Origin of the sequence: Weizmannia sp. WK01 (assembly GCF_025905465.1) — a bacterium.
In the GTDB taxonomy this organism is placed as follows: domain Bacteria; phylum Bacillota; class Bacilli; order Bacillales; family Bacillaceae_C; genus Weizmannia; species Weizmannia faecalis.
Map to the genome: position 1 here is coordinate 3466469 of NZ_CP109616.1, position 22232 is coordinate 3488700.

General features: G+C 46.4%; 21 protein-coding genes. 9 read left to right on the forward strand and 12 right to left on the reverse strand.

Features of this window, described 5'->3' with window-relative positions; all coding sequences use genetic code 11:
• Positions 1 to 294 precede the first annotated feature (294 nt).
• Complete coding sequence (locus OF158_RS16490; RefSeq protein WP_014096788.1) at positions 295 to 1068, reverse strand: hypothetical protein; 774 nt, start codon at positions 1066 to 1068, stop codon at positions 295 to 297.
• 433 nt (positions 1069 to 1501) lie between these two features.
• Here OF158_RS16490 and OF158_RS16495 point away from each other — a divergent pair, with 433 nt between their 5' ends.
• The 3 genes from OF158_RS16495 (at position 1502) to OF158_RS16505 (ending at position 4870) form a co-directional block, all read left to right on the forward strand.
• On the forward strand, positions 1502 to 2815 hold the full coding sequence (locus OF158_RS16495; protein ID WP_014096787.1) for a hemolysin family protein: 1314 nt from the start codon (positions 1502 to 1504) through the stop codon (positions 2813 to 2815).
• 161 nt (positions 2816 to 2976) lie between these two features.
• Positions 2977 to 3405 (forward strand): MerR family transcriptional regulator, encoded by a 429-nt coding sequence (locus tag OF158_RS16500; protein WP_017551150.1) that lies wholly within the window; start codon positions 2977 to 2979, stop codon positions 3403 to 3405.
• A gap of 82 nt (positions 3406 to 3487) precedes the next feature.
• The gene (locus OF158_RS16505) at positions 3488 to 4870 is read left to right on the forward strand and encodes a hemolysin family protein (RefSeq protein ID WP_014096785.1); all 1383 of its coding nucleotides are present in this window, start codon (positions 3488 to 3490) and stop codon (positions 4868 to 4870) included.
• A 97-nt stretch (positions 4871 to 4967) separates the two neighbouring features.
• Here OF158_RS16505 and OF158_RS16510 read toward each other — a convergent pair whose 3' ends face one another.
• Positions 4968 to 5111: an Lmo0850 family protein gene (locus OF158_RS16510; RefSeq protein WP_013860706.1), complete on the reverse strand. Its 144-nt coding sequence runs from the start codon at positions 5109 to 5111 to the stop codon at positions 4968 to 4970.
• Between the two features lie 336 nt (positions 5112 to 5447).
• Here OF158_RS16510 and OF158_RS16515 point away from each other — a divergent pair, with 336 nt between their 5' ends.
• From OF158_RS16515 to OF158_RS16530, 4 genes are all read left to right on the forward strand, one after another.
• Complete coding sequence (locus OF158_RS16515) at positions 5448 to 6911, forward strand: ISLre2 family transposase (protein WP_048339786.1); 1464 nt, start codon at positions 5448 to 5450, stop codon at positions 6909 to 6911.
• A gap of 210 nt (positions 6912 to 7121) precedes the next feature.
• Positions 7122 to 8717: a hypothetical protein gene (locus OF158_RS16520; RefSeq protein WP_014096783.1), complete on the forward strand. Its 1596-nt coding sequence runs from the start codon at positions 7122 to 7124 to the stop codon at positions 8715 to 8717.
• Complete coding sequence (locus OF158_RS16525) at positions 8701 to 11502, forward strand: DEAD/DEAH box helicase (protein WP_017550307.1); 2802 nt, start codon at positions 8701 to 8703, stop codon at positions 11500 to 11502. Before OF158_RS16520 ends, OF158_RS16525 begins: the two co-directional genes overlap by 17 nt.
• Before the next feature lie 87 nt (positions 11503 to 11589).
• Positions 11590 to 12024, forward strand: coding sequence for a DUF4944 domain-containing protein (locus tag OF158_RS16530; protein ID WP_014096781.1), 435 nt, complete (start codon positions 11590 to 11592; stop codon positions 12022 to 12024).
• Between the two features lie 31 nt (positions 12025 to 12055).
• Here OF158_RS16530 and OF158_RS16535 read toward each other — a convergent pair whose 3' ends face one another.
• Positions 12056 to 12478 carry a YwpF-like family protein gene (locus OF158_RS16535; RefSeq protein WP_014096780.1) on the reverse strand — a complete coding sequence of 141 codons (423 nt, stop codon included), beginning with the start codon at positions 12476 to 12478 and terminating at the stop codon, positions 12056 to 12058.
• A gap of 306 nt (positions 12479 to 12784) precedes the next feature.
• Here OF158_RS16535 and OF158_RS16540 point away from each other — a divergent pair, with 306 nt between their 5' ends.
• Together OF158_RS16540 and OF158_RS16545 are read left to right on the forward strand one after the other, a co-directional pair.
• Complete coding sequence (locus OF158_RS16540) at positions 12785 to 13144, forward strand: single-stranded DNA-binding protein (protein WP_014096779.1); 360 nt, start codon at positions 12785 to 12787, stop codon at positions 13142 to 13144.
• A gap of 6 nt (positions 13145 to 13150) precedes the next feature.
• Positions 13151 to 13315 (forward strand): hypothetical protein, encoded by a 165-nt coding sequence (locus tag OF158_RS16545; RefSeq protein ID WP_013860712.1) that lies wholly within the window; start codon positions 13151 to 13153, stop codon positions 13313 to 13315.
• Positions 13316 to 13499: 184 nt separating this feature from the next.
• Here OF158_RS16545 and fabZ read toward each other — a convergent pair whose 3' ends face one another.
• The 9 genes from fabZ to OF158_RS16590 all read right to left on the reverse strand — a co-directional run bounded on the left by fabZ (position 13500) and on the right by OF158_RS16590 (position 22070).
• The gene (gene fabZ, locus OF158_RS16550) at positions 13500 to 13925 is read right to left on the reverse strand and encodes a 3-hydroxyacyl-ACP dehydratase FabZ (RefSeq protein WP_014096778.1); all 426 of its coding nucleotides are present in this window, start codon (positions 13923 to 13925) and stop codon (positions 13500 to 13502) included.
• A gap of 127 nt (positions 13926 to 14052) precedes the next feature.
• Complete coding sequence (locus OF158_RS16555; protein ID WP_014096777.1) at positions 14053 to 14883, reverse strand: flagellar hook-basal body protein; 831 nt, start codon at positions 14881 to 14883, stop codon at positions 14053 to 14055.
• 27 nt (positions 14884 to 14910) lie between these two features.
• Entirely contained in the window at positions 14911 to 15699 is a 789-nt protein-coding gene (locus tag OF158_RS16560) for a flagellar hook-basal body protein (RefSeq protein ID WP_035183247.1), read from the reverse strand.
• Between the two features lie 38 nt (positions 15700 to 15737).
• Entirely contained in the window at positions 15738 to 16739 is a 1002-nt protein-coding gene (locus tag OF158_RS16565; protein ID WP_014096775.1) for a rod shape-determining protein, read from the reverse strand.
• A gap of 389 nt (positions 16740 to 17128) precedes the next feature.
• On the reverse strand, positions 17129 to 17395 hold the full coding sequence (gene spoIIID / locus OF158_RS16570) for a sporulation transcriptional regulator SpoIIID (RefSeq protein WP_014096774.1): 267 nt from the start codon (positions 17393 to 17395) through the stop codon (positions 17129 to 17131).
• Positions 17396 to 17724: 329 nt separating this feature from the next.
• Positions 17725 to 18495 (reverse strand): stage II sporulation protein SpoIIQ, encoded by a 771-nt coding sequence (locus OF158_RS16575; RefSeq protein ID WP_017550310.1) that lies wholly within the window; start codon positions 18493 to 18495, stop codon positions 17725 to 17727.
• Between the two features lie 82 nt (positions 18496 to 18577).
• A complete protein-coding gene (gene spoIID / locus OF158_RS16580) occupies positions 18578 to 19588 on the reverse strand; it encodes a stage II sporulation protein D (RefSeq protein WP_017550311.1) in 1011 nt (336 codons plus the stop codon).
• Between the two features lie 395 nt (positions 19589 to 19983).
• Entirely contained in the window at positions 19984 to 21297 is a 1314-nt protein-coding gene (gene murA, locus OF158_RS16585) for a UDP-N-acetylglucosamine 1-carboxyvinyltransferase (RefSeq protein ID WP_035183245.1), read from the reverse strand.
• Positions 21298 to 21329: 32 nt separating this feature from the next.
• On the reverse strand, positions 21330 to 22070 hold the full coding sequence (locus OF158_RS16590; RefSeq protein WP_014096770.1) for a YwmB family TATA-box binding protein: 741 nt from the start codon (positions 22068 to 22070) through the stop codon (positions 21330 to 21332).
• Positions 22071 to 22232: the final 162 nt, after the last annotated feature.

The following is a 22232-nucleotide window of genomic DNA, read 5'->3' on the forward strand; positions in this document are numbered from 1 at the left end:
TAACACGATTTGTTCAGGATTTTTTTAACAGGGGGCTGTTTCCCGTTGCGCTTTGCGACTTGAAAGATGGTGCCCGTTAAAAAACGCCGTCGTCTGCAGCCCTAAAGATGGTTTTACTAAAAAGGTTTTCCGCCGCTATCCATTTTAAAAATAAAACAGGACCCGATACCATTGAAATGCGGGGGATCGGCCCTGACGTTGAAGAGGATTTTGCATCATGAAAAGCGGGGTGGCTTCCTTCCCCGCTTTTCTATCGTAAAACGCGCCAGCTACTTTTCACTGCAGCATGGACGTCTAATGAATTAAAATTTTCCATTCCTGCATCCTGCGGTCATAGACCATTTTTCCATCGATTGGCGTGCCGGAGATGGCGGCATATTCTTCGTGCATTTCATCCATATCATGAAAATCGCCGATCGTCCAAAACGGGATTTCAATTTGCACCCGGGTCTGCACGGCATATTCCATCGAAATAACCATCCCTTCCTTCATCTTCTCCGAAAGCGGCAACAGCACCTCCACCGGGATAGCGGGCAATGCTTTCCGCTTTTTCCGCCCGAACAGAAACGGTTTCTCTCCTTTGATCCTGTTGATCCGCTCGGCAACCACATAGCCAAGCATCGCATAAAAATCACGGAAAGAACGGAAATAAATTTTGCTGTAGTAGCCGTCATCCTGCGATAAATAGACGAAATGGTTATTTAATTTCCGGTAAAAAGGCATCCGCAAATGATGTTTCATATGGCTCAGATACAGCAGTTCCGCAATTTCATACCCCTCCAGCAGATCGAGCCCTTCCTCATCCTCAAAATCCACCCAGCAAAAATCCCCGTAGCTGTAAATGTCTTCTTCTAGCAGGCGCCCGATCGTTTCCTCATCCGCATATTCAAACAGCGTATGTAAATTTACAGTGCCTGCCTCAAATTGATGACGGAGAAGAAGGAGATTCGTCAAATTGGGAAAAGCATGGTAAAATTCATAAAAACAGATGCCGTGCAATAAAACATAGTGATTCACTTCATTCGCGTGAACATATATGAGCTCCCTGTTGCCACCATGGTTTTTCAAACGATTACCCCCGATTGTGCAGAACATGTTATGGACTAAAACCTGCCAGTTCTCATAATTTTATTTTAACAAATTTGGCAAAAAAATTGGATTTTTATTTCATTCCTATCTGAAAATCGTGCATCCTTTATCCTCACTGATGATTATAATGTATTTCCACTAAATGCAAAACCATATACCCCCTAAACCAGTATGATCATTTTTACCGGGAGAAGATGCGCCTTGTGCTTGCAGTTCTGATTGAAATGATTCAAAATATGGATAGGAATATACAGAAAACGACGAATTACTTTCTTGTTCCCGGGCAAGCCCCGTTTTTTCTCCTGTTTTTCGGGAACAGTATACAGGAAGAGTCTCTTAAGGAGGTGCATGTCTTGCCGAATCAGGGGCCATGTAAAACGATTCGTTTTTGCATCTCTTGGCAGGACAAACCATGCTGACGATCAAATTGCTTATTATTGTCTTATTAATCGGGGCCAATGCGTTTTTTGTCGCCTCGGAATTTTCTCTCGTAAGGGTGCGAACATCGAGAATTGACCAGCTCATTGCGGAAGGCAACAAAAAAGCCGCTTCCGCCAAAAAAGTAATCTCCAGCCTGGACAGCTATCTGTCGACAACACAGCTGGGCATCACCGTGATTTCTCTTGTTCTTGGGTGGCTGGGCGAGCCGACATTAAGGGTGATTTTTAATCCGCTTTTAATCAAACTCCATGTTCCCGGGACACTCATCCACGTGGTGACCTTTATTCTTTCTTTTCTCATCATCACCTTTTTCAGCGTCGTGGTTGGGGAGCTTGCACCGAAAAATATTGCTATCCAGACAGCAGAAAATATTGTGCTGCTCGTCGCCAAACCGCTGATTTTCATCAACAAAATCATGTATCCCTTTACGTGGACGCTGAACAAGTCTTCGCGGCTTGTGACAAAAGCGCTCGGTTACGACATGCAATCGGACAATGAAATCACCCATTCGGAGGAAGAACTGCGGATTATCCTGTCGGAAAGCTTAAAAAGCGGTGAAATTAACCAGTCCGAATATAAATATGTCAACAATATATTTGAATTCGATAACCGGATCGCAAAAGAAATTATGGTCCCCCGCACAGAAGTAGTGACGGTCGACAAGAGTGACCGGATTGCCGATCTCATCCGGCTGGCACAATCTGAAAAATATACACGCTACCCGGTTACAGACGGGGACAAGGACAATGTCATCGGCGTGCTCAACATGAAAGAAGTGCTGACGGATTGTGTTTCAAACCCGGATCTCAGGGATGATGCGACGATTGAACCGTATATTAATCCGATTATCCATGTCATTGAAACGGTACCGATTCAGGGTGTTCTTGCTCGCATGCAAAAGGACAACACCCATATGGCCGTTTTACTGGATGAATATGGCGGGACTGCCGGCATTATTACAGTCGAGGACATTTTAGAGGAAATCGTTGGTGAAATCCGGGACGAGTTTGATACGGATGAAATCCCGCTTATCCAAAAGATCGGGGATGCGCATTATATTTTGGACGCCAAAGTGCTGATTGAAGATGTAAATGACCTCCTTGCGATCGAAATTCCCGATGATGATGTGGATACGATCGGCGGATGGCTGTTGACACAGAAATACGATTTAAAAAAGGGCGATTCCGTGCCGTTCCAATCGTATGACTTTAAAGTAAAAGATATGGAAGGTTCGCACGTCCTGTATGTGGAAGTATCAAAAAAACAGGAAGCAGCTTCCTCCTAACGGGGGCTGCGCAACCTGGTTTTTCCTGCTTTTGAATAAATTGAATTTTCCTAATTACATTTTATTTCTAACCGATACGTTTGACTGTATGGTATTTATGTTTTATAATAGTCGTAATATAAGTGTGCTTTTTCAGAGATTGGGGTGATTCCAATGGGGCTTTGTACCGCATCGGGGAATTAGCATCCATTGCCAATGTTTCAAAACGGACCATTGATTACTACACCCGGCTCGGGCTGTTAAAACCACAACGTACCGGTGCAAATTACCGGATTTATGACGAAAACGCCGTAAACGAACTGCAGTTTATAGAAGAATGCAAAAAAATGCATCTTCCGCTGAAGGCGATCCGGGCCAAACTGGAATGCAGAAGGAACGGCATATTGAATGCACATGCCTTAATCCAGCAATTGAACCTCTTCTCCGAACAGCTAAAACAGCTCAATACGGAACTGAAGGATATAACACCGAATCTGGAAAAACTGCCGGAAGCGCAAAAAGAAACATTGCGCAATCAATTATCGGGAGACAGCCTGGCACTCGTCCAGTCCCTTTCCTCCATTTTAAACAGGGAAGTGGTTTGGCACTAAAATCGGGAATAGAATCATTCAATTTTGTAAAAATACAGGAGGTGACTCCTGCCCCGTCTCTATTCGGAGCAGGGAAACTTATTTGGACATATTTAAATTGGTGCTGATTTTTATATTAATCGCACTTTCCGCTTTTTTTGTAGCTTCAGAGTTTGCAATCGTAAAGATTAGAAGTTCCCGGATTGACCAACTCATCGAAGAAGGAAACAAAAAAGCGATTTCGGTAAAAAACATCATCACAAATCTTGATGAGTATTTATCGACCTGCCAATTGGGCATCACCATCATTTCGCTTCTGATCGGATGGATCGGAGAAGAAACCGTATCGCATCTTCTCGCCCCCGTGTTCGGGCTGTTGCATCTTCCGGAGTCTTTTGGCGCCGTTTTCTCCGTCATCCTTGCCTTTGCTGTCATTACCTTTGTGCATGTTGTGGCAGGAGAACTTGCACCAAAAACAGTTGCGATTCAAAAAGCGGAAACCATTACGTTTCTTGCAGCAAAGCCGTTAATTTTGTTCCACAGGCTGATGTACCCGTTTATTTGGCTATTGAACAGTTCTGCCGGCCTGATTACAAAAATGGTTGGGATGGAATCCGCATCCCGGCATGACGTCGCCCATACGGAAGAGGAATTGCGGTTTATCCTGTCTGAAAGCTATAAAAATGGTGAAATCAATCAATCAGAGTTTAAATATGTAAATAAAATTTTTGAGTTTGATAACCGGATTGCGAAAGAAATTATGGTGCCAAGAACCGAGATTGTCTCCCTTTCCAAAGGTGATTCCCTCCGGACGTTCATGGACCTCGTGCAGGAAGAACGGTTTACCCGCTACCCTGTCATTGACGGAGATAAGGACCATATTATCGGGATCATCAATTTAAAGGAAGTCTTAACCGATGTACTGAAAAAACAGGCTCCCCCTTCGTCACTGGAAGCGTATGTCCGGCCGATTATCCGCGTGATCGACACGATTCCGATTAATGAGCTGCTCGTCATGATGCAAAAAGAGCGCATTCACATGGCCGTCTTGCTTGATGAATACGGCGGCACGAGCGGCATTGTGACGGTCGAGGATATTTTGGAGGAAATCGTCGGTGAAATCCGTGACGAATTTGACATGGATGAGGTGCCGCTGATCCGGAAAGTCAAGGACGGTCACTTTATTATCGACTCGAAAGTACTGATCAGTGAAGTGAATGACCTGCTCGGCACACAAATTTCCGATGAAGACATTGATACCCTCGGCGGCTGGATTTTAACCAAAAAGATCGAGGCGAAGCAGGGCGACACGGTTGAATTCGGGGATTACACCTTTACGATCAGTGAAATGGAAGATATGCATATCCGCTATATCGAGGTGAAAAAGAAAGCGGCACGGCCGGCGGTTCAAACTGCAAAACAGGAACCCGTGTCCATGCTTCAAAATGAATCCGGACATCCTGAAATGTTAAAAGCTTTTGAGTAATGGAAGGCAGCAAAAACCTGCCTCGGTGCAAGCCAAAACCAAAAAAACGCGGACGATCGCTTGGTCGCCCGCGTTTTTCCGCTCCGCAAAACAGGAATTAATGTTTTTTGTAAACCGGTTGCAACTTTCTCCCTTCCAGCACTTCGAACAATTCCAGCCGGGATTTCGTAAAAGAGGTTTTAATTCCCATTTCCGAAAAGGCCGATATCATCTTTATTAAATGATCATGGTTTTTTTTCATACGACCACCTCATCTATCATGGATTTCCGTACTGTTTCCTTATCTGTATATGTATTCCCATCTATATAGGATTTTACACGGCATTTCTTAAAGTTTTATGAAAATTTTCTTGTCTTACTCTTAATATAGCAAAAAAATTAAAAAAATATAAGGGTTTTCATCAAAATTGTTTGATTTCCTTTCATAAGTCTGCGAGAAGAACAAATAGACCGGTTGCAGCTGTCTCCTTGTATGTGTAAAATTTTACTCGAAGGGGCAAATGAGTGGAAAAAAATGGGAAGACACTCTATCATCTAAATGTACACCTTGAATGAACATCTAGAGAGAGGTCTTCCCATGGATATTATATCAATAATTGCTGGATTATTAAAGGGTACAAAGAGTCTTATGGAATTTGAAGAACAGCTTAAACTTCTGATGCAGAAGGCTTTTACACAATGGGTTGGGGATGTATTTGAGGAGTTAGATAAAACAATTAAACAAAAGAAGTTGGAGGAAGGCTGGGAGTACTGCCGTAGTGATAACAGAAGCGTTCAGTTTCTATTTGGAAGTGTGACTTTTAAACGTTCATTAATGCGTGATAAGAGAGGGAACTCACATTATCCCTTGGATGAATGCTTGGGGCTGGTACCCCACCAGAGATATAGCCCGTTAGTGGAATTAAAGGTGGCAGAGTTGGCAAGTGAGAACACCTATCGGGAGGTGGCGAATATTTTAAAAGAATGGACAGCCGTGAGTCTTAGTCATACAACTGTAGGGGAAATGGTGAAACGCGTAGGAAAAACGCAGGTGGAAGCCGACAAGGCCCTTGTAGAAGAGATGGAAATAGCTGCTTCACTGCCTGATGGGAAGAAGGTAGACTACCTGTTTTCCGAAGCAGATGGCGTATTCATCCGGGGACTGGAAAAGAAACAGAGTATGGAAGTCCACCATGCCATTCTCTATGAAGGTTGGGAAACCAATGGAAAAAGGGTCTCCCTGCGTCAGCCCACAGTCATCATGACGACGGAAGACATTCAGACATTTTGGGATGAAGTCCAAGCCACAGCTGCCAACACCTATTCCCTCGAAAAAGCGCAAGTCATTACAAACAGTGATGGAGGTGCTGGGTACACAGCTGAACGGTTTCAAACAGCATTCTCACAGTCGGAATTTCCGGTGCTCAACCAGCTGGATACCTACCACGTTGCACAAGCCATCATAAGGACATTTGGGGGCGGAAAGAGCGAGATCAAGGAGCAAATTAGAAAAGCGATTAGAACGCATGATCTGGACCAATTCACGTTATATTTGGATACGCACGAAAGCACCTTGACGGATAAAAAGGCCCTCAAGAAAATCAAGGAATTCCGTTCGTATATCTTGAAAAACTGGGACCGCATTTTTGACTGGAGAGACAGGGTGAAAAACGTGCCGGAAGGTGCGAGAGGCCTAGGAGCGATGGAATCGAACCAAAGGCATATCTCCTTCAGGATGAAAAAAAGGGGCATGCATTGGAGTGAACTTGGCGCAGAAGCCATGGTGAAAATCAAACAAGGCATACTCAATGGGACATTTAAGCAAAATATTAGAGCTTTCGTTTTAAGCCTGGATCAGTGGGGACTGATCGTTGAGGCGCGCGAAATTTACGAGACTCCTGCGGGAAAAGCGAGCCAGGAGAGACCCCGCAGCGAGGTACGAGCGAGGAGGCTCGCCGGCCGCCCGCGGAAAGCGAGTGAATTTCGCGCGCCTCAACATCCCCGTTATCCATCTTTATACGAAAATACTACATCTTTTCCGAAAATTACACCGAGCAAGTAAAGCACGGTAGCCGAAAGTGTACAAAAAGAGTGTCTAGGAATACCCGATATTTAAACCTTGTCGAGAAAAACTTGACACATACTGTCTCCTTTCCGCACTGGACATCAACGGAAATGTGTATTATGCTAAATAGTTGAATTATCATCTGTCACAATCGAAGCAGCTACCTGCTTTTTGTTTACATATTTTACTAAGGAAGTGTGTCGTCCTATGGCCGCCTTACTGAATGATTATGCCAAAAAACTTCAGAACCATTTGCAGCCGGAGCGCGATTCCCACCAGAAACTGGTGCAAAAAGGGCTGCTGTTGTACCGCCAGCATCTAGTCCATGACAAACGGATTTCGGGACGGTTTTTGCGCGGGAAAGTTCAGGATGTGACACCGGTGGATTGCGGGCTGGATCTTTTTGACCCGTTGTTTTTTGATTGTTCCTGCCCCCATGACGGTTTTTGCCGCCACCTGATGGCTTTGTTTTTCTCTGCCTATAGTGAAGAAAACAGTGTGTTTGACTGGGTCCGGGAGTGGAAGCGACGCAGTACGGACGGGGACATTCTGCAATCCGTGAAACGGGCAAGCGATTTGCTGGAGAAAAAGGCGGAAACATCCGGGCAAAACATCAGCATGTGGCTGGACGATTTCCATACCGCTTTTGAAGAGATCAATGTGAATGATGAATTTCTTCTCGATCTCTCGGCAAGGGAAGTATACCGCCGGCTTACCCTTTTTTTGCCTGTCGAACGGGAATGGGAGCCGCTTTACAAACTGACTGCTGCCTATGAATTGTTTAAGTACATTAACACGATTTGTTTGAAAAATGACTTTTTTTCGTCCACGGCTCTCATGCAATTTTTGTCCGGCGAAGCGGAAGAAGCGGCAAACCAGCTGTCGTCCGCAGCGCTCCCGTTTGTTTTTGATCCGTTTATCGCTTATTTCCGCGAAAACACCCGTGAGCTGGCAGAAAGTGTATCCCTCTACGAACTTGAAACCGTTGATTTTTACCGAATCCTCTGGTCGCGCCTGCTAAAGAAAGAAAATTGGCGGAAAGAGGAAGAGGCGCGTTTAAGGAAGGAAATTTTAAACAGCATTGATGCCGGTGAAAATCTCTCCTCCACGAAGGTGCTCTGCTTCATCCATCTCGCCTTTTTGCTCGGGAATGACGACACCGCGCTGTTTTTTCTCAGGCAGCTGGCTCAAAGCGGCGTCAATACAGCCGTATATATGCCGTACTGGTTCTTGGAACTGAAAGCGGACGAGAGACTGTTCCGCTATATCTCCGCTGCCTTACCGATGATCCCGCGCCTTTTGGAAACATGCGGGGATGACTATGACAAGGCTGCCTATATGCGAATGTTTTTCCGCTCCATCAATGAACAGGCGCTCTCCGCCCAGCAGCTGAAATTACTGGAAAAACTGTACCGCGCCTTTTTGCCTGTCAGCGCCCCGAAATACGGGGATATTTTATTTTTATCCGCAAGATACAGGGAGTGGGCGGAACTCCAAACACTGATCGGCAATACACCCGAGGATATGGCAAAAGAAAAACTCGAACGGGTTGCAAAGCAAGCACCTGAAGTCCTCCTCCCTCTTTACCACCGGGCGGTCGGCATCTGTATCGGGGAAAAAAACCGGAAGTCCTATCAAAAAGCCGTCCGCTATTTGAAAAAATTAAAAGCCATTTACCGGAAACGCCATGAAGAGGAAAGGTGGTACGCATTCTTTGACGAAATCAAGGAACGGACAAAACGGATGCGCGCTTTTCAGGAAGAATGCAGGAGGGGAAATTTGACCGATGCAGATGGAATATGATGTAAAAATCAATATACAACCGGATCCGGGCGGGCGTTATTTCTTATATGCCGAAGACCGGGCCGGAAACGAAGCCGATCCTTCCTACTGGGCGCCGTCTTTGTTGATGTGGCATGAAGAAAGTTTTTATGGCGCCTTCATACCGTACACGCGTTTCGGAAACCGCAGCGGGATTTTGGCCGACAGCTTTACGCTTTTGTCCCTGCTCGGAAAAGAAGGTTTCAGTTCGATGTTGCGATGGGATTGGGATGAACGCGGGCAAATTTATCTTGCTGTGGCTCCCGTGCTGCTTGATGCCGTTTTAAGCGGCGGCTGGCTTGCGACAGCGGCTGCACTTCCGGAAGAAGAAGCATGGGCGATAGAGCTGCCTGATACCGTCATCCACGAGTTCAACCCGTCATTTTGGGACCGGGAGCTGGATGAAAAACCTTTGTCGCGCGTGCTCTCCGAATGGTACGGAGAAGCGGCCCGTTCTTTTATCGCCAGCCGGCCGCAATTGAAGCGGCAATTCATGGAGCTGAAAAAATCAGGCTTTACAAACCAGGAACTCACCTCCTATTTTGACAAGCGACGCTTTCAACTATGGGCGGGCGAAGCGTCCCTCCCCTTTACAATTGGGATCCGCCTTTTTGAACCTGACACGGATGGGGGGTACTGGAAGCTTGAGACCGTGTTGCGCGACCGTGATAAACCGGAACGGCTGCTCGTCTACCCTCGGCAAAAGCTGTATAAAAAATGGCAGCCATTTGAAGAAGAGATCCGGCTCGAACAGGCAAGATGGGGAAAATTGTTCCCTTGGCTTCATGATGAAAACGGGCAGCTGCGCAATGAACTCGAAGAAAACCAAGCATGGGCATTCTTCGTTCACGCCAGCGAAAAGCTTCTCCCGCTCGGTGTCGAAATTATGCTGCCGTCCTGGTGGTCATCCGTTAAAAACGCCAATATGCGGCTGAAAGCTAAACTGAAAAAAAACACAAGCTACCGGTCTTTTTTTAATCTTAATACGGTGCTCGAATTTGACTGGCGGATTTCCTTAAATGGGGCAGAAATGAGCGAAGAAGCGTTCCAAAATCTGATCAACAAGGGGCGCCGCTTTGTGAAAGCGGGAGACGAGTGGATCACACTTGATCCGAAGATGATTCGATCGCTGCAGGCGCTTATGGAAAAAGCCAAAAAAGAGGGGCTCCATCTTCAGGATCTGCTCGCACAAACTTCCGAATCCGAAGAGGAAACGGATGAAGAAGAAACAGAGGATGTGCAGGCGCTCGCCCGGATTCAAATTGAACTGAACCAGTCATTAAAAAAGTTTATCCGAAAGCTTTCCAATCTGACCGAAATGCCATCCGTCCCGATCCCGCCCGGATTTCAGGGCGATTTGCGGCCGTACCAGCAGCTCGGCTTAAACTGGCTTGCCTTTTTGCGTGATTGCGGGTTTGGCGCCGTACTGGCAGACGATATGGGGCTTGGGAAAACCGTGCAGCTGATCGCTTACCTTCTCCATGTGAAATATACGAAACAGCCGGAAAAACCGGCGCTTATCATCTGTCCGACATCTGTCCTCGGCAACTGGCAGCGGGAAATCGAAAAATTTGGAAACAGCTTAAATGTCGCCCTCCATTACGGACCGAACCGGGAAAAAGAAAAACTGGGGGATTACTATCAACATGCCGATGTTGTACTGACGAGCTACGGGATTGCCAACCTTGATTTCGAGGCATTGTCAGCTGTGGAATGGAGCACGATCGCCCTTGATGAAGCGCAAAACATTAAAAATGCGGAGACGAAACAGTCGCGGGCGATCCGGAAACTAAAGGGCAGGCACTATATTGCTTTGACCGGCACCCCGATGGAAAACCGGCTCTCAGAACTGTGGGCGATCTTTGATTTTACCAATAAAGGCTATTTGGGCACGTTCAGGCAGTTCCAAAAACGGTTCATCGCCCCGATCGAAAAGGATGGATCGAAAGAAAAAATCCGCGAGCTTAAGCGCCTCATTCAGCCGTTTTTGCTACGCCGGACGAAAAAAGATCCGGATGTGGAACTGAATCTGCCCGAAAAGCTGGAGCAAAAAGAATATTGCCCGCTGACGGCGGAGCAGGCGGCTCTGTATGAAGAAACGGTGCAAAATGCTTTTAAGGGGATCGACCAGCTGAGCGGGCTTGGCAGAAGAGCGCTGATTTTGCAGATGCTGAACCGGCTGAAGCAGCTGTGCAACCATCCTGCCCTGTTTCTGAAAGAAGAAAAACCGGCGCACCTTTTGGAACGGTCATTTAAATTGGAAAAACTGGCCACGCTGACAGAAGCCATTTTGAATACGGGAGAATCATGCCTGATTTTCACCCAGTATATCGGGATGGGCCAGATGATTCGGCAAATGATGAAGGAGCTGTTCGGTCTTGACGTTCCGTTTTTAAACGGAAGCATGCCGAAAGCAAAACGCGACCAGTTGATCCGTGATTTTCAAAACAAGGCGTTCCCTGTTTTTCTCCTGAGCTTAAAAGCCGGGGGAACGGGCTTGAACTTAACAGCGGCCAATCATGTCATTCATTATGACCGCTGGTGGAACCCGGCTGTTGAAAACCAGGCAACAGACAGGGCGCATCGCATCGGACAGCAGCGGTTTGTCCATGTCCATAAATTGATTGCGACCGGCACACTTGAAGAAAAGATTGACGCCATGCTTGAAAAAAAACAGGCACTGAACGACGAAATTATCCAAAGTGACAACTGGGTAACTGAGCTGTCCGATGACGAATTGAAACATTTGGTTTTGCTGCAAAGTTAAAGGGAGAGGAGTACCACTTTATGCCTCCTCCCCTTCCGTTATTTTTTGAATATTTATTATTATCTATGAAAAGGAGGGGACGTAACCATGAAAAAGTCTTGGGCTATTATTGGTATCATTGCTGCCGTTGTTGTTATTGGAATCATAGTTGGTGTGGTTGTTTATGAAAAGGAAAAGCCCAGCTATCCAAAATGGGTGGGCCACAGTAAGAGCGGCAAATGGACTGCTGTATTATCGTATAACGGAGAGAAATATGAGGATGTTAACTATTCTGGAGATTTCATTTGGAATGGCTCCAAAAAAGAAAAAAAGAAAGTGTATGTCTTGAAATCGCAATATTGGATCGGTGGTAAAATGGAAGTTGGAGACAAAACGGAAGTGAAAGAAAGAGTGTCACCGGACACCGGATTTGTGGAGTATACAGATGCGCCGAAAAAAGGAGAACATCCAAAAGTCATTATCTATTGGGAAGAAAATAACAAAGTCCATAAGGAAGTCATTCCATTAAAAAAGAAAAAATAGTGCTGAAAAATACACGTAAAGCCGCTCTGTTTTATGACGCAGAGCGGCCTTTTCCGTTTAATCTTTCTTTAAATGCCTCAATTAATTGCTCGCCTTCATACCCTTCGCGGACCAGCTCCTCGAGCAGTTTTTCCGCATACGCGATCCGTCTCGAGCGCATTTTCCCTTCGAGCAGAACGCTGATCGTCCCGTCAAATTCTCTTATTCCCCTAACCCGGGTCGAAAGCGGTGCCGGATCATTGTTCTCGTAAGTGATCACGACTTCGGTATCAAGCTCCGTCTGCTGCTTTTCTCTTTCCGCAAAAAACGGCAAATACTTGCGCTCCGTGTACGCTTCAATCAGCCAGGTGCCCCTTCCGTCTTCCTTGTTCAGAATCAACCCGTCAATCAACGGAATCGACACCCGTTCGCCGTCATTCAAAATGGTAAGTGACAGGATCTTAAATGTTTTCATCCCTTTCCTCCCTATTCGTTTGTAAAAATTATAACATACATCCAACCTACGATCACCGATCACGCCAAGTTTCTCCCCTCGTCTCAAAAGACCGGTGACTGCCATGTTTTTGCCGGCCGACAATGCCCATCTCCATACGAAAAAAATTTTAAATTATACCATATCCCTTTTTTGTCGCCGAAATTTGTAAAAATCACGCGTGAAAAATTGATTTTTGCCCGAAAAAAGGGGGCGATTTTTGAAAAATGACGATTTTACACGAAAATGGAAAGCCGGTAAGATAAATGCAGGAAGGGGGTGGCACAGTTGATTAACCAGGTCACATTAGTTGGAAGGCTTACAAAAGATCCGGATCTTCACTACACAGCAGATGGAAAACCGGTGTTAAATGTTACGCTTGCCTTAAACCGCCATTACCGGAACCAATTTGGCGAAACGTTAACCGATTTTGTCCAATGTACCCTTTGGAATAAAATCGCAGAAAACACAAGCAAATATTGCGCAAAAGGTTCCATGCTCGGCATTACCGGTCGGATTCAGACCCGCCATTATGATAATAAAGAAGGAAAAAGGGTTTATGTCACCGAAGTCATTGCCGACACAGTCCAATTTTTAAGCAAACGGCCGGAAAACAAGCCGCTGCAAAAAACCGGTCAGGGAGGGTAGCATGCAATGGAAGATGCAGCAAAACGGTTGGATGCACTTGAGCGGGTCTTAGCGGATATGATCGTCAAGCAGGGCATGCTGAACCGGCAGCTTGCACTTTTGATGCAGGAAGTAAAACGGATAGAGGAAGAGAGCCGCAAAATGCCCGCACTCGTGCCACACCTGAAGTAACGTAAGAGTTTTCCTTTCCTAACTTTTTTCCATTTACCAGTTCCTAAATGTTTCTCCTATTTTGCCCCATCAGAGAGAATGTGTTTGTTATCAATACCGATCCTCTTCTTATCCCCTTTTCTTTTTTGTCAGCTGGACATCCGGCTGATTTTTTTTCGGGAAAAAGCGGCCTGGTGCCCCGTCTTTATTTTTCAAGCGCAAACATGATTTCCGCTTCACAGGCAAGCTCCCCGTCGACGGTGGCAACCGCTTTGCCTTTTCCGACCGGCCCTTTCAAGCGGATGATTTCCACTTCGAGATGAAGCTGGTCTCCCGGTTTCACCTGGCGTTTAAACCGGCATTTGTCAATCCCTGCAAAAAGCGCAAGTTTCCCGCGGTTTTCTTCCTTTTTTAACATGGCGACAGCGCCCACTTGTGCGAGCGCCTCCACAATCAATACACCCGGCATGACCGGATAGGACGGGAAGTGGCCGGCAAAAAAGGGTTCATTTCCAGATACATTTTTGATTCCAACCGCACGTTTTCCTTCTTCCACTTCAAGAATACGATCAATCAATAAAAAAGGATAACGATGCGGGAGAATGTCTTTAATTTGTTGCAAATCCAACATTGGCAAAAATCCTCCATTTTCAGTTTCAATCCGGGAGCGAACAAGGCGGGGGCAGGATCCAAACAGCTGCCTTCCCCGGGATCCGCCTTAAAGTGCAAGACAGCTGTTTTCCGTAAAAAACGAATCATCAGGAACGGATGTTATTTACAAGGCCCATCATCTGGTCGGACAATGTAATCGTCTTTGACTGGAACTGATACAACCGTTCTGTTTTCGTTAGCTCCGTTATTTCAGTGGAAAGGTCGACATTCGATTTTTCAAGCACGCCCTGCTGCATAGAAATCTGGCTGCGGGTTGCACCTGTCAAATCTGTGTACACATTTGCCGCATTAACGTTTTGCGGCAGTCTCAGCAAGTTGTTCCCGACCTGTTCCAGCACTTGCGGATTGCGCATTTGGACAACGCCGAGGTTAAAGCTTTCCCGCGTGCCATCACTGTATGCCACCTGCAAGGTCCCGTTTGGCCTGATCGCGTAATCTGCTACATTGCCCCGAAATGTAATCATCGCGTTATGCTCATCCAGGACAGGGTTCCCGTTCGCATCAGTGAGCACACTTCTATTGTTTCCGAGCGGGGACACTTCCAATGCGCCATTGCGCGTAAATGCCACTTCATCACTGCCATTTGCCCGGGCAAGCACTTTTAAATACTGGTTTTCTTTTGTAAAGGCCATATCAAGGGCGCGTCCGGTATGTTCAAGTGCCCCCTGCGATGGGGAAATGACCGCTTGTGCCAGTTTTGCCCCCGTGCCGGTCCGGATGCCGTACGGCGTTTTTCTGCCTGTTTCTTTGGATGTATCCGGCTGGTTGTTGATTTGCTGGACGAGCAGATCGGTAAAGCTCGCCTGTTTGCTTTTATAGCCGTTTGTATCCACATTGGCAACATTATGGCTGATGGTATCGATTTTGTCCTGCAACTGCCTGAGCGTGTTCGTTGCTGTCAGCATGGATTGATTCATGGCGCTATTTCACCCTACCATTCTCCGTTATACTTTTCCTACGTCGTTTACGGCTTTGCCGAGGCTTGCATCATAAGCCTGCAGTACTTTTTGATTGGCTTCAAAAGAGCGGTAAGCACTCATCATATCTGTCATTGTTTTTGTCTCATCGACATTGGAAGATTCCAGGAAGCCCTGCTTGATTTGAAAGCCGTTTTGGCCTGCAGCCGGCAGCGCACCGTTATTCGCGAGCGTATATAAACCGTCGCCTGTTTTCTCAAGCTGTGCCGGATTTTGGGCGTAAGCAAGGCCGATCGTACCTGCATAGCGCCCGTTCTCCGTTACCGCGCCAGCCGCATCGACGGAAAAATCGGTTCCCCCTGTCCGAATCCGGCCCCCGTTTTCATCCAGCACATAATGGCCGGAAGCGGTCGTTAAATAGCCTTCCGGGTTTACCGTGAAATTCCCGTTCCGCGTATAGACTTCATGGCCGTTGCCATCATCGATGCGGAAGAACAGGCTCCCCTCCGGTGAAGCTTGATCGAATATGGCCAAATCGGTCCGGTTGCCTGTTTCTTCAAGGTCGCCCTGTTTAAAAAGCGGCAGTGTTTCCTGCATGTAAACACCGGTCGCAAGTGACCCGACCGATTTCACCACTTCGCCTGTTGTCCCGTTTTTATCCATATAACTGAGCAGCATTTTCGGGAAAGAGCGGATCAATGACTGGTCCGTTTTATATCCCGGCGTATCTGCGTTGGATAAATTATTGGCGAGCAAATCCGTTTTTCGCTGCTGGGCGATCATCCCGGAAGCCGCTGTATACAAACCCCGTAACATTGCCATTCACCTCGCTGGAGCATTCATCAAACGTTTGATTAAACGAGTTTTCTTTTTGAAATTTTATCGATATTTTCAAGCATGACGCCTGTTCCGATCGCTACAGAACTCATCGGATTTTCGGCAACAAGGACCGGTACTTTAATTTCTTCGGCAAGCAATTGGTCAATACCGTGCAAAAGGGCCCCGCCACCTGTTAAAATGACACCACGATCAATGATGTCAGCTGACAGTTCAGGAGGCGTTTTCTCCAAAACGTTTTTCGTGGCGTGGACAATGATGGATACGGATTCACGCAGCGCTTTTTCAATTTCAGCAGATTTAATCGTAATCGTCCGCGGCAAGCCGGAAACCATATCCCTGCCCCGGATGTCCATTTCTTCATTGCGGGCGCCCGGAAATACCGTGCCGATATTCATCTTGATATTCTCCGCCGTCCGTTCGCCGATCAGCAGTTTGTACTCCCGTTTTATATACTGCAGAATTTCATTGTCAAATTTATCACCGGCCATTTTGATGGACGAGCTTGTCACGATGTCCCCCATCGATAGTACCGCAATATCCGTCGTGCCGCCGCCGATATCAACCACCATGTTCCCGCTCGGCTGGAAAATGTCCATGCCTGCACCGATGGCCGCCACTTTCGGTTCTTCTTCCAGGTAAACATTTTTCCCGCCGCTTTTTTCTGCTGCCTCGCGGATCGCTTTCTGCTCCACGCTCGTAATATTTGTCGGGCAGCAAATCAAAATGCGCGGTTTCGATAAGAATCCCTTTACATTCAGCTTGTTAATAAAATACCGCAGCATCGTTTCTGTTACGTCAAAATCGGCAATGACACCGTCTTTCAACGGGCGGATGGCGACTATATTGCCTGGTGTCCTGCCTACCATGCGGCGCGCTTCCTCCCCGACTGCGAGCACTTTATTGGCTGTTTTCTCAATCGCCACAACAGATGGCTCATTCAGCACAATTCCCTGGCCTTTTACGTGGATCAGTACATTCGCGGTACCCAAATCAATTCCGATATCCTTTGCAAACATGTATGTGCTCCTTCCTCATTTTTCAAACTTTTTTAGGACGATTTATCTATTCGAAGTCTATCATTGTCTGTTATCCCTGATTATTTATTTTAGCATATTTTTGCCGGGTTTCGGGATCATTTGTCAAATTTTATTTTCGGGTATTTTTCAAGCGGGGTAAACGGAGGGGATTTTACAGGGGCCGGTCTTTCAAAAAAGCGGCTTCCGCATGGGTGTCCTTTTTAATTTTGCGACAGCTGTTTACCGGATGGAAGCAGCTGCGCACTGTCACCGGAATCGTTCCCCAAACCGATCCGGTCCGTAAAAAGAAGCAACCGCGCAATTCGATTGCTTCTTTCAGGGATCATGGAGCCCTCATGAGCCGGAAAGCGCTGCTAACGGTTTTGCTGTTACTCTGTGACTGGATACTCTTCTTTTTTATATTTTTGCTTCGTTGCTTCCCCTCCGCGCAAATGGCGGACAGATTTATGGTAATCGAGGATATCCTTTACCTCATTTGCCAGTTCCGGATTGATTTCCGGCAGCCTTTCCGTCAAATCTTTATGGACAGTACTTTTGGATACGCCAAACTCTTTCGCAATTACGCGAACTGTTTTCCTCGTCTCCACGATATACTTCCCAATCTTGATAGTCCTCTCTTTGATGTAATCGTGCACACTACTCGCCCTCCCCAAAAATTGGATGTGAGGCGTGTGAAATGAGACTCGCTGGATTCAATTTTGTACTGGGTCCCGCAGGCTGTTCATGCTTGCGGCAGAAAGTGAAGCCTTTCTGATGGTGCAGAATATAATCAAGTCTGTAGCGAAGATGTTCCCGTCATTAACGATTCCTCACCTCAAACACTCTCGCTTTTTTGTCAAGTTTGTAACAGTTTATTAGCTTGTGTACCATTTTATGCAAGAAACTGCTTTTTTTACGGGAAGCAGGCGGAAAACATAAAAAAAGGACAGAGGTTTTCTGTCCTGTTTACAGCGCGGGCTGTGTTTTAATGACTTTTCTGGCTGGTTGATGTTTTTTCAGAAGACTGGCTTTGCTTAGACTGGCTGCTATCAGATGAAACTTCCGGCGTTTTGACGTCGCTGACCGTTTTATTGAAGTAGCCTTCCGGATTGACCGCTACATCATCTTTGCGGATTTCAAAATGAAGATGCGTCCCGGCTGCTTTGTTCAGCTCGCTCCGGCCGGCTTTTGCGATCGTTTGTCCTTGCTTAACCGTATCGCCTTCTTTCACCGCAATGTCTTTTACCGATTGGTATTCGGTCGTCACACCTTTGTCATGTTCGACTTCAATGACATTGCCCAAAACAGCGTCTTCCTGCACTTTTGTAACAGTGCCGCCCATTGCAGCGACAACGTCAAATGTTTTGCCATTTTTCATCGTAATGTCGACTCCCTGGTTCGGCTGGTACGTGTTGCCGTATACAACAAGTGCGGCTTCCTGGTCCTTGACGGAAGCATTCGCGTCGTAAAACTTCTTCTCAATCGTGGCCAGTTCAGGTTTTTGTACCGGCATTCTGAAGTTTTCTACCGCTTTGTTTACTTCGATTGCTTCATTGCCGGATCCTTTCTGGCTGATGGATGCATCGTTTTTGAATTTTTCTTTTGCCGAATGGGTTCCAAGCGACTGATACCAAATAATCCCTGTAATCAACAGCACCGCGCTTACTAAATAGATTGCCGGATAGACCCAGCGTTTTTTGAAGAAATTTTTTATGTTCTTTGGTTGAGAAGGCCGTTTCTTTTCTTCCTCTCTCATTTATCATCACCTCAGCAACCATTCTGAACATTTCTTCATTTGTTTATACATCAAGTTTAAAAAATTTTTGTCTCGAAAGGGGTTATTTTTTTGCTAGGGCGCCGGCTCCGGCAATTTGGCTGAATGGCTGAACCGTGACGCCTTGATAATAATACGCCACAATCGCTTTATAATCTTTCCCTTCCTGTGCCATGCCGTTTGCCCCGTACTGGCTCATGCCGACGCCGTGCCCGTATCCTTTCGTTGTAATTTCAATTTCATTTCCTTTTCTTTCCCATGTAAAATCTGAAGAAGGCAGCCCCAGCTTTTCCCTCACCTGCCTGCCGGTGAAAACTTTGCCGGCAATTTTGATTTTCGCCACTCTTTTTCCTTCTGTCCTGGATAAGACGGTTCCCGTATCATTCGCTTGCATCCGGACCCCGAGTTTTTGTTCAAACGCCGTGACAGGGATGGATGTGACTTTCTTGAATTTTGGCGAGGTTTGATCCCACGGGCTTTTCACGCTTTTTAAATATGGAACGGCATTGGACCAGTAATCGCCGGCATTTTCTGTGTAACCGTTGCTGGTTGAGAAAAACGCTGCATCGATCGGCTTGTTATGGTAAGTGATAATTTCGCCTTCTGTTGCAGCGACCGCTTTGTTGATTTTCTCCATTTTTTCCTGATACGCTTTCCCCCAAACGTTTTTCAGTTCATCCCGGCTCAAATATACCTGGTCGTTGACCGTATCTGTCACATTGGCATTATCCGGCAAATCCCTGTTTCCGCCATTTAACATCCGGTTGACGATGAAAGTGCGGGCAGTCAGTGCCTGGGCTTTTAATGCCTCAAGTTTAAACGTTGCAGGCATTTCAGCTGCGACCACGCCTGCAACATAGTCTTCCATTGGCACGCGGTCAACCTTTTTCTCCATGCTTCTGTATACGGATACCTGGACGGATGCCGCTTTTTTCTCCTCCTTTGCCGGTTTTTTTTCATGCAATTTTCCGCTCACCTTGTCGTTGTGGAACGGAAGGACGACGAGGGCCGGAATAAGGAAGGAAAAGGCGAGTACGAGGATCGCTGCGACTACAACAGGTTTGATTGGTTTCATGCTGACGCCTCCATATGGTCGAAGTGGTGAAAAGCCTATACTCCAATTTATGGGACGGGACAAGCATTTATGATTAAAAATGCATGCTAGAACGTTGTGGGGGACAAGCACGGGGCAAGCATTTGCCGGCACTGAAAAAAAAGCCACCGAACCGTCCGGCGCGCTTATGGGCAAAGGAGGAGAGATGCACATCGGAAAAGTTGCGGGGCGCACGCTTGGGGCAGGAGAGAACGCACTGGCCGGCGTTTCAGCATAAACTGTTCAACAACTATATGAAAAATCAGGACCTATACGTTTGAAACCGGCCCGTTTTGTCCATAATGGGAACAGCGGCAGAAAAATGGCGAAAAAAAAACCCTGCACATGGGGAATATGTACAGAGGTTTTTATACAAACTAGAGATTGGCGTCAGCAAGCAACTGATCTTGTTTTGCCGGCGCAACTTCCACTTCATCGTCGACCCTTTCAATGTTGGCCCCAAGTGCAGCCAGTTTTAAATGAAAGTTCAAATAGCCGCGATCCAGATGTTTTAATTCGGTCACCCGGGTGATGCCTTTTGCCGCCAGCCCGGCAATAATTAAAGCGGCGGCTGCCCGCAGGTCTGTTGCGGCAACTTCAGCCCCCTGCAAATTGCACGGCCCGTTCACAATAACCGAACGCCCTTCTATTTTTAAATCCGCATTCATGCGCCGGAATTCTTCCACATGCATGAATCGGTTTTCAAATACCGTTTCCGTAATCACGCTCGTGCCTTCAGCACACAAAAGGAGCGCCATCATTTGCGACTGCATATCGGTCGGAAATCCCGGATAAGGCATTGTCTTGATGTCTACTGCCTTTAATGTTTCCGGGCCGATAACCCGGACGCCGTTCTCTTCTTCAATGATGGTTACACCCATTTCCTCCAGTTTTGCAATTAAGGAAGAAATATGCTCAGGTACCGCACCTTTTACCAACACATTTCCCTTTGTAATCGCAGCAGCAACCATAAATGTCCCTGCTTCAATTCTGTCCGGTATGATGGTATGATCAGCAGCATGCAGCTTCTCCACACCTTCGATCTTGATGGTTCCCGTGCCGGCACCTTTTACATTCGCGCCCATTTCATTCAGGAAATTGGCAAGATCCACAATTTCAGGTTCTTTTGCACAGTTTTCAATGACCGTTTGTCCGTCAGCCAGCGATGCGGCCATCATAATATTCTGGGTTGCGCCGACGCTTGGAAAATCCATATATATTTTCGCGCCATGCAAGCGGCCGGATACCGACGCTTCAATAAAGCCGTTTCCCACATCTACTTTGGCGCCCATTGCTTCAAATCCTTTTAAGTGCAAGTCAATAGGGCGGGATCCGATGGCGCAGCCTCCCGGTAATGCGACCCTTGCTTTCCCGGTTCTTGCCAGTAACGGCCCCAGCACTAAAAAAGATGCCCTCATTTTGCGTACATATTCAAAAGGCGTTTCAATTGATAACTCCCTTGATGCATCTACAGTGATTTCATTCTCCAGAAACGTAACTTCAGCATTCAGGTGGCGCAGCACTTCACTGATTGTAAATACATCGGAGAGTTGTGGTACATCACGTATGATGCTTTTTCCTTCACTTGCCAATAACGATGCAGCGATCACAGGCAATACGGCATTCTTTGCGCCTTCCACTTGAACGGCGCCCTGAAGCCTGTTTCCGCCGCGGACGATGATCTTTTCCAAGAGTATTCCCCTCCGCGTCCATATTCTCTATATTAATATTCAATCGTAATGATGGGTGTGCCAATTACGACCGTTGTCTTACCGCTCAAACCGCTGTTTCGCAAACCGATTTGCACATTCATTTTCCGGTTTTTGGCATGGATATTTTCAGAAAACTTAGGCGAGTATCCGGAAACTGCATAAAAGTTCTTTTCTTCCATTGTTTCAGTTTCTTTCGCATCAAGACGTTTCAGCAGTTGTTCTTTTTTTTCATGTAACAAAACACGATCCATTTTATCACTGAATTCGCCTTTGATACAAGAGAAAACCATGGGCTTTTTCGTAAAAAGCGCTCGAGTGCGGGCAGATACCAGTTGATTGACTTTACGCATTTGCGCGCGGTCCCATCCTTTGCCATTCACTTCATAAATGATATACGAACCGTTTTCAGCATTTGATAGGGTCGACATAAATTTTACGGTTTCGACATAATGGCTTTTTTCCAGCTTGCCCGTGAGCACCTTCACATGCCTGTCCGTTTTTACCGACCAGTGCATTTCAGGGAATGTATCCTGCAATGTCTGCACTTTTTCGGCCCATTCCGGTTCGGACGGCGCCCTCAGGGGTTCTCTTGTATATAAAGACCATTCAGTGACTTTGCCGTTTAATTTTGCAATGGACGCCTGAAATAACTGCAATTGATCCGTAAAATTGGCCGCATCTGTCTTATTCCCCATGAAAATAAGTGTCAAACCTACAATTGCCAAAACCGGATATACAAATCGGAATTTCATCTTTGCGCTCCCCTCTCTCTTATTAAAAGTGTTAACAAGAGAGACGGCAGAAATACCAGGTAAAAGTCGTCAAGTTTTGACACCCTATACACTAGTATAATGAATCTTGTCAAAAAAGCATACCTAAATTGTATGCAACAGATGATTTTTTGGAAACAGGAA

What these genes read in the sequence shown, in the direction of transcription:
- OF158_RS16560 (WP_035183247.1), bottom strand. Translation starts at nt 15,699, where the DNA reads ATGTTACGGGGTTTGTATACAGCGGCTTCCGGGATGATCGCCCAGCAG.
- spoIID (WP_017550311.1), bottom strand. Translation starts at nt 19,588, where the DNA reads ATGAAACCAATCAAACCTGTTGTAGTCGCAGCGATCCTCGTACTCGCC.
- OF158_RS16530 (WP_014096781.1), top strand. Translation starts at nt 11,590, where the DNA reads ATGAAAAAGTCTTGGGCTATTATTGGTATCATTGCTGCCGTTGTTGTT.
- OF158_RS16565 (WP_014096775.1), bottom strand. Translation starts at nt 16,739, where the DNA reads ATGTTTGCAAAGGATATCGGAATTGATTTGGGTACCGCGAATGTACTG.
- OF158_RS16510 (WP_013860706.1), bottom strand. Translation starts at nt 5,111, where the DNA reads ATGAAAAAAAACCATGATCATTTAATAAAGATGATATCGGCCTTTTCG.
- OF158_RS16495 (WP_014096787.1), top strand. Translation starts at nt 1,502, where the DNA reads ATGCTGACGATCAAATTGCTTATTATTGTCTTATTAATCGGGGCCAAT.
- OF158_RS16515 (WP_048339786.1), top strand. Translation starts at nt 5,448, where the DNA reads ATGGATATTATATCAATAATTGCTGGATTATTAAAGGGTACAAAGAGT.
- OF158_RS16555 (WP_014096777.1), bottom strand. Translation starts at nt 14,883, where the DNA reads ATGAATCAATCCATGCTGACAGCAACGAACACGCTCAGGCAGTTGCAG.
- OF158_RS16535 (WP_014096780.1), bottom strand. Translation starts at nt 12,478, where the DNA reads ATGAAAACATTTAAGATCCTGTCACTTACCATTTTGAATGACGGCGAA.
- OF158_RS16520 (WP_014096783.1), top strand. Translation starts at nt 7,122, where the DNA reads ATGGCCGCCTTACTGAATGATTATGCCAAAAAACTTCAGAACCATTTG.
- fabZ (WP_014096778.1), bottom strand. Translation starts at nt 13,925, where the DNA reads ATGTTGGATTTGCAACAAATTAAAGACATTCTCCCGCATCGTTATCCT.
- OF158_RS16590 (WP_014096770.1), bottom strand. Translation starts at nt 22,070, where the DNA reads ATGAAATTCCGATTTGTATATCCGGTTTTGGCAATTGTAGGTTTGACA.
- OF158_RS16545 (WP_013860712.1), top strand. Translation starts at nt 13,151, where the DNA reads ATGGAAGATGCAGCAAAACGGTTGGATGCACTTGAGCGGGTCTTAGCG.
- OF158_RS16525 (WP_017550307.1), top strand. Translation starts at nt 8,701, where the DNA reads ATGCAGATGGAATATGATGTAAAAATCAATATACAACCGGATCCGGGC.
- OF158_RS16575 (WP_017550310.1), bottom strand. Translation starts at nt 18,495, where the DNA reads ATGAGAGAGGAAGAAAAGAAACGGCCTTCTCAACCAAAGAACATAAAA.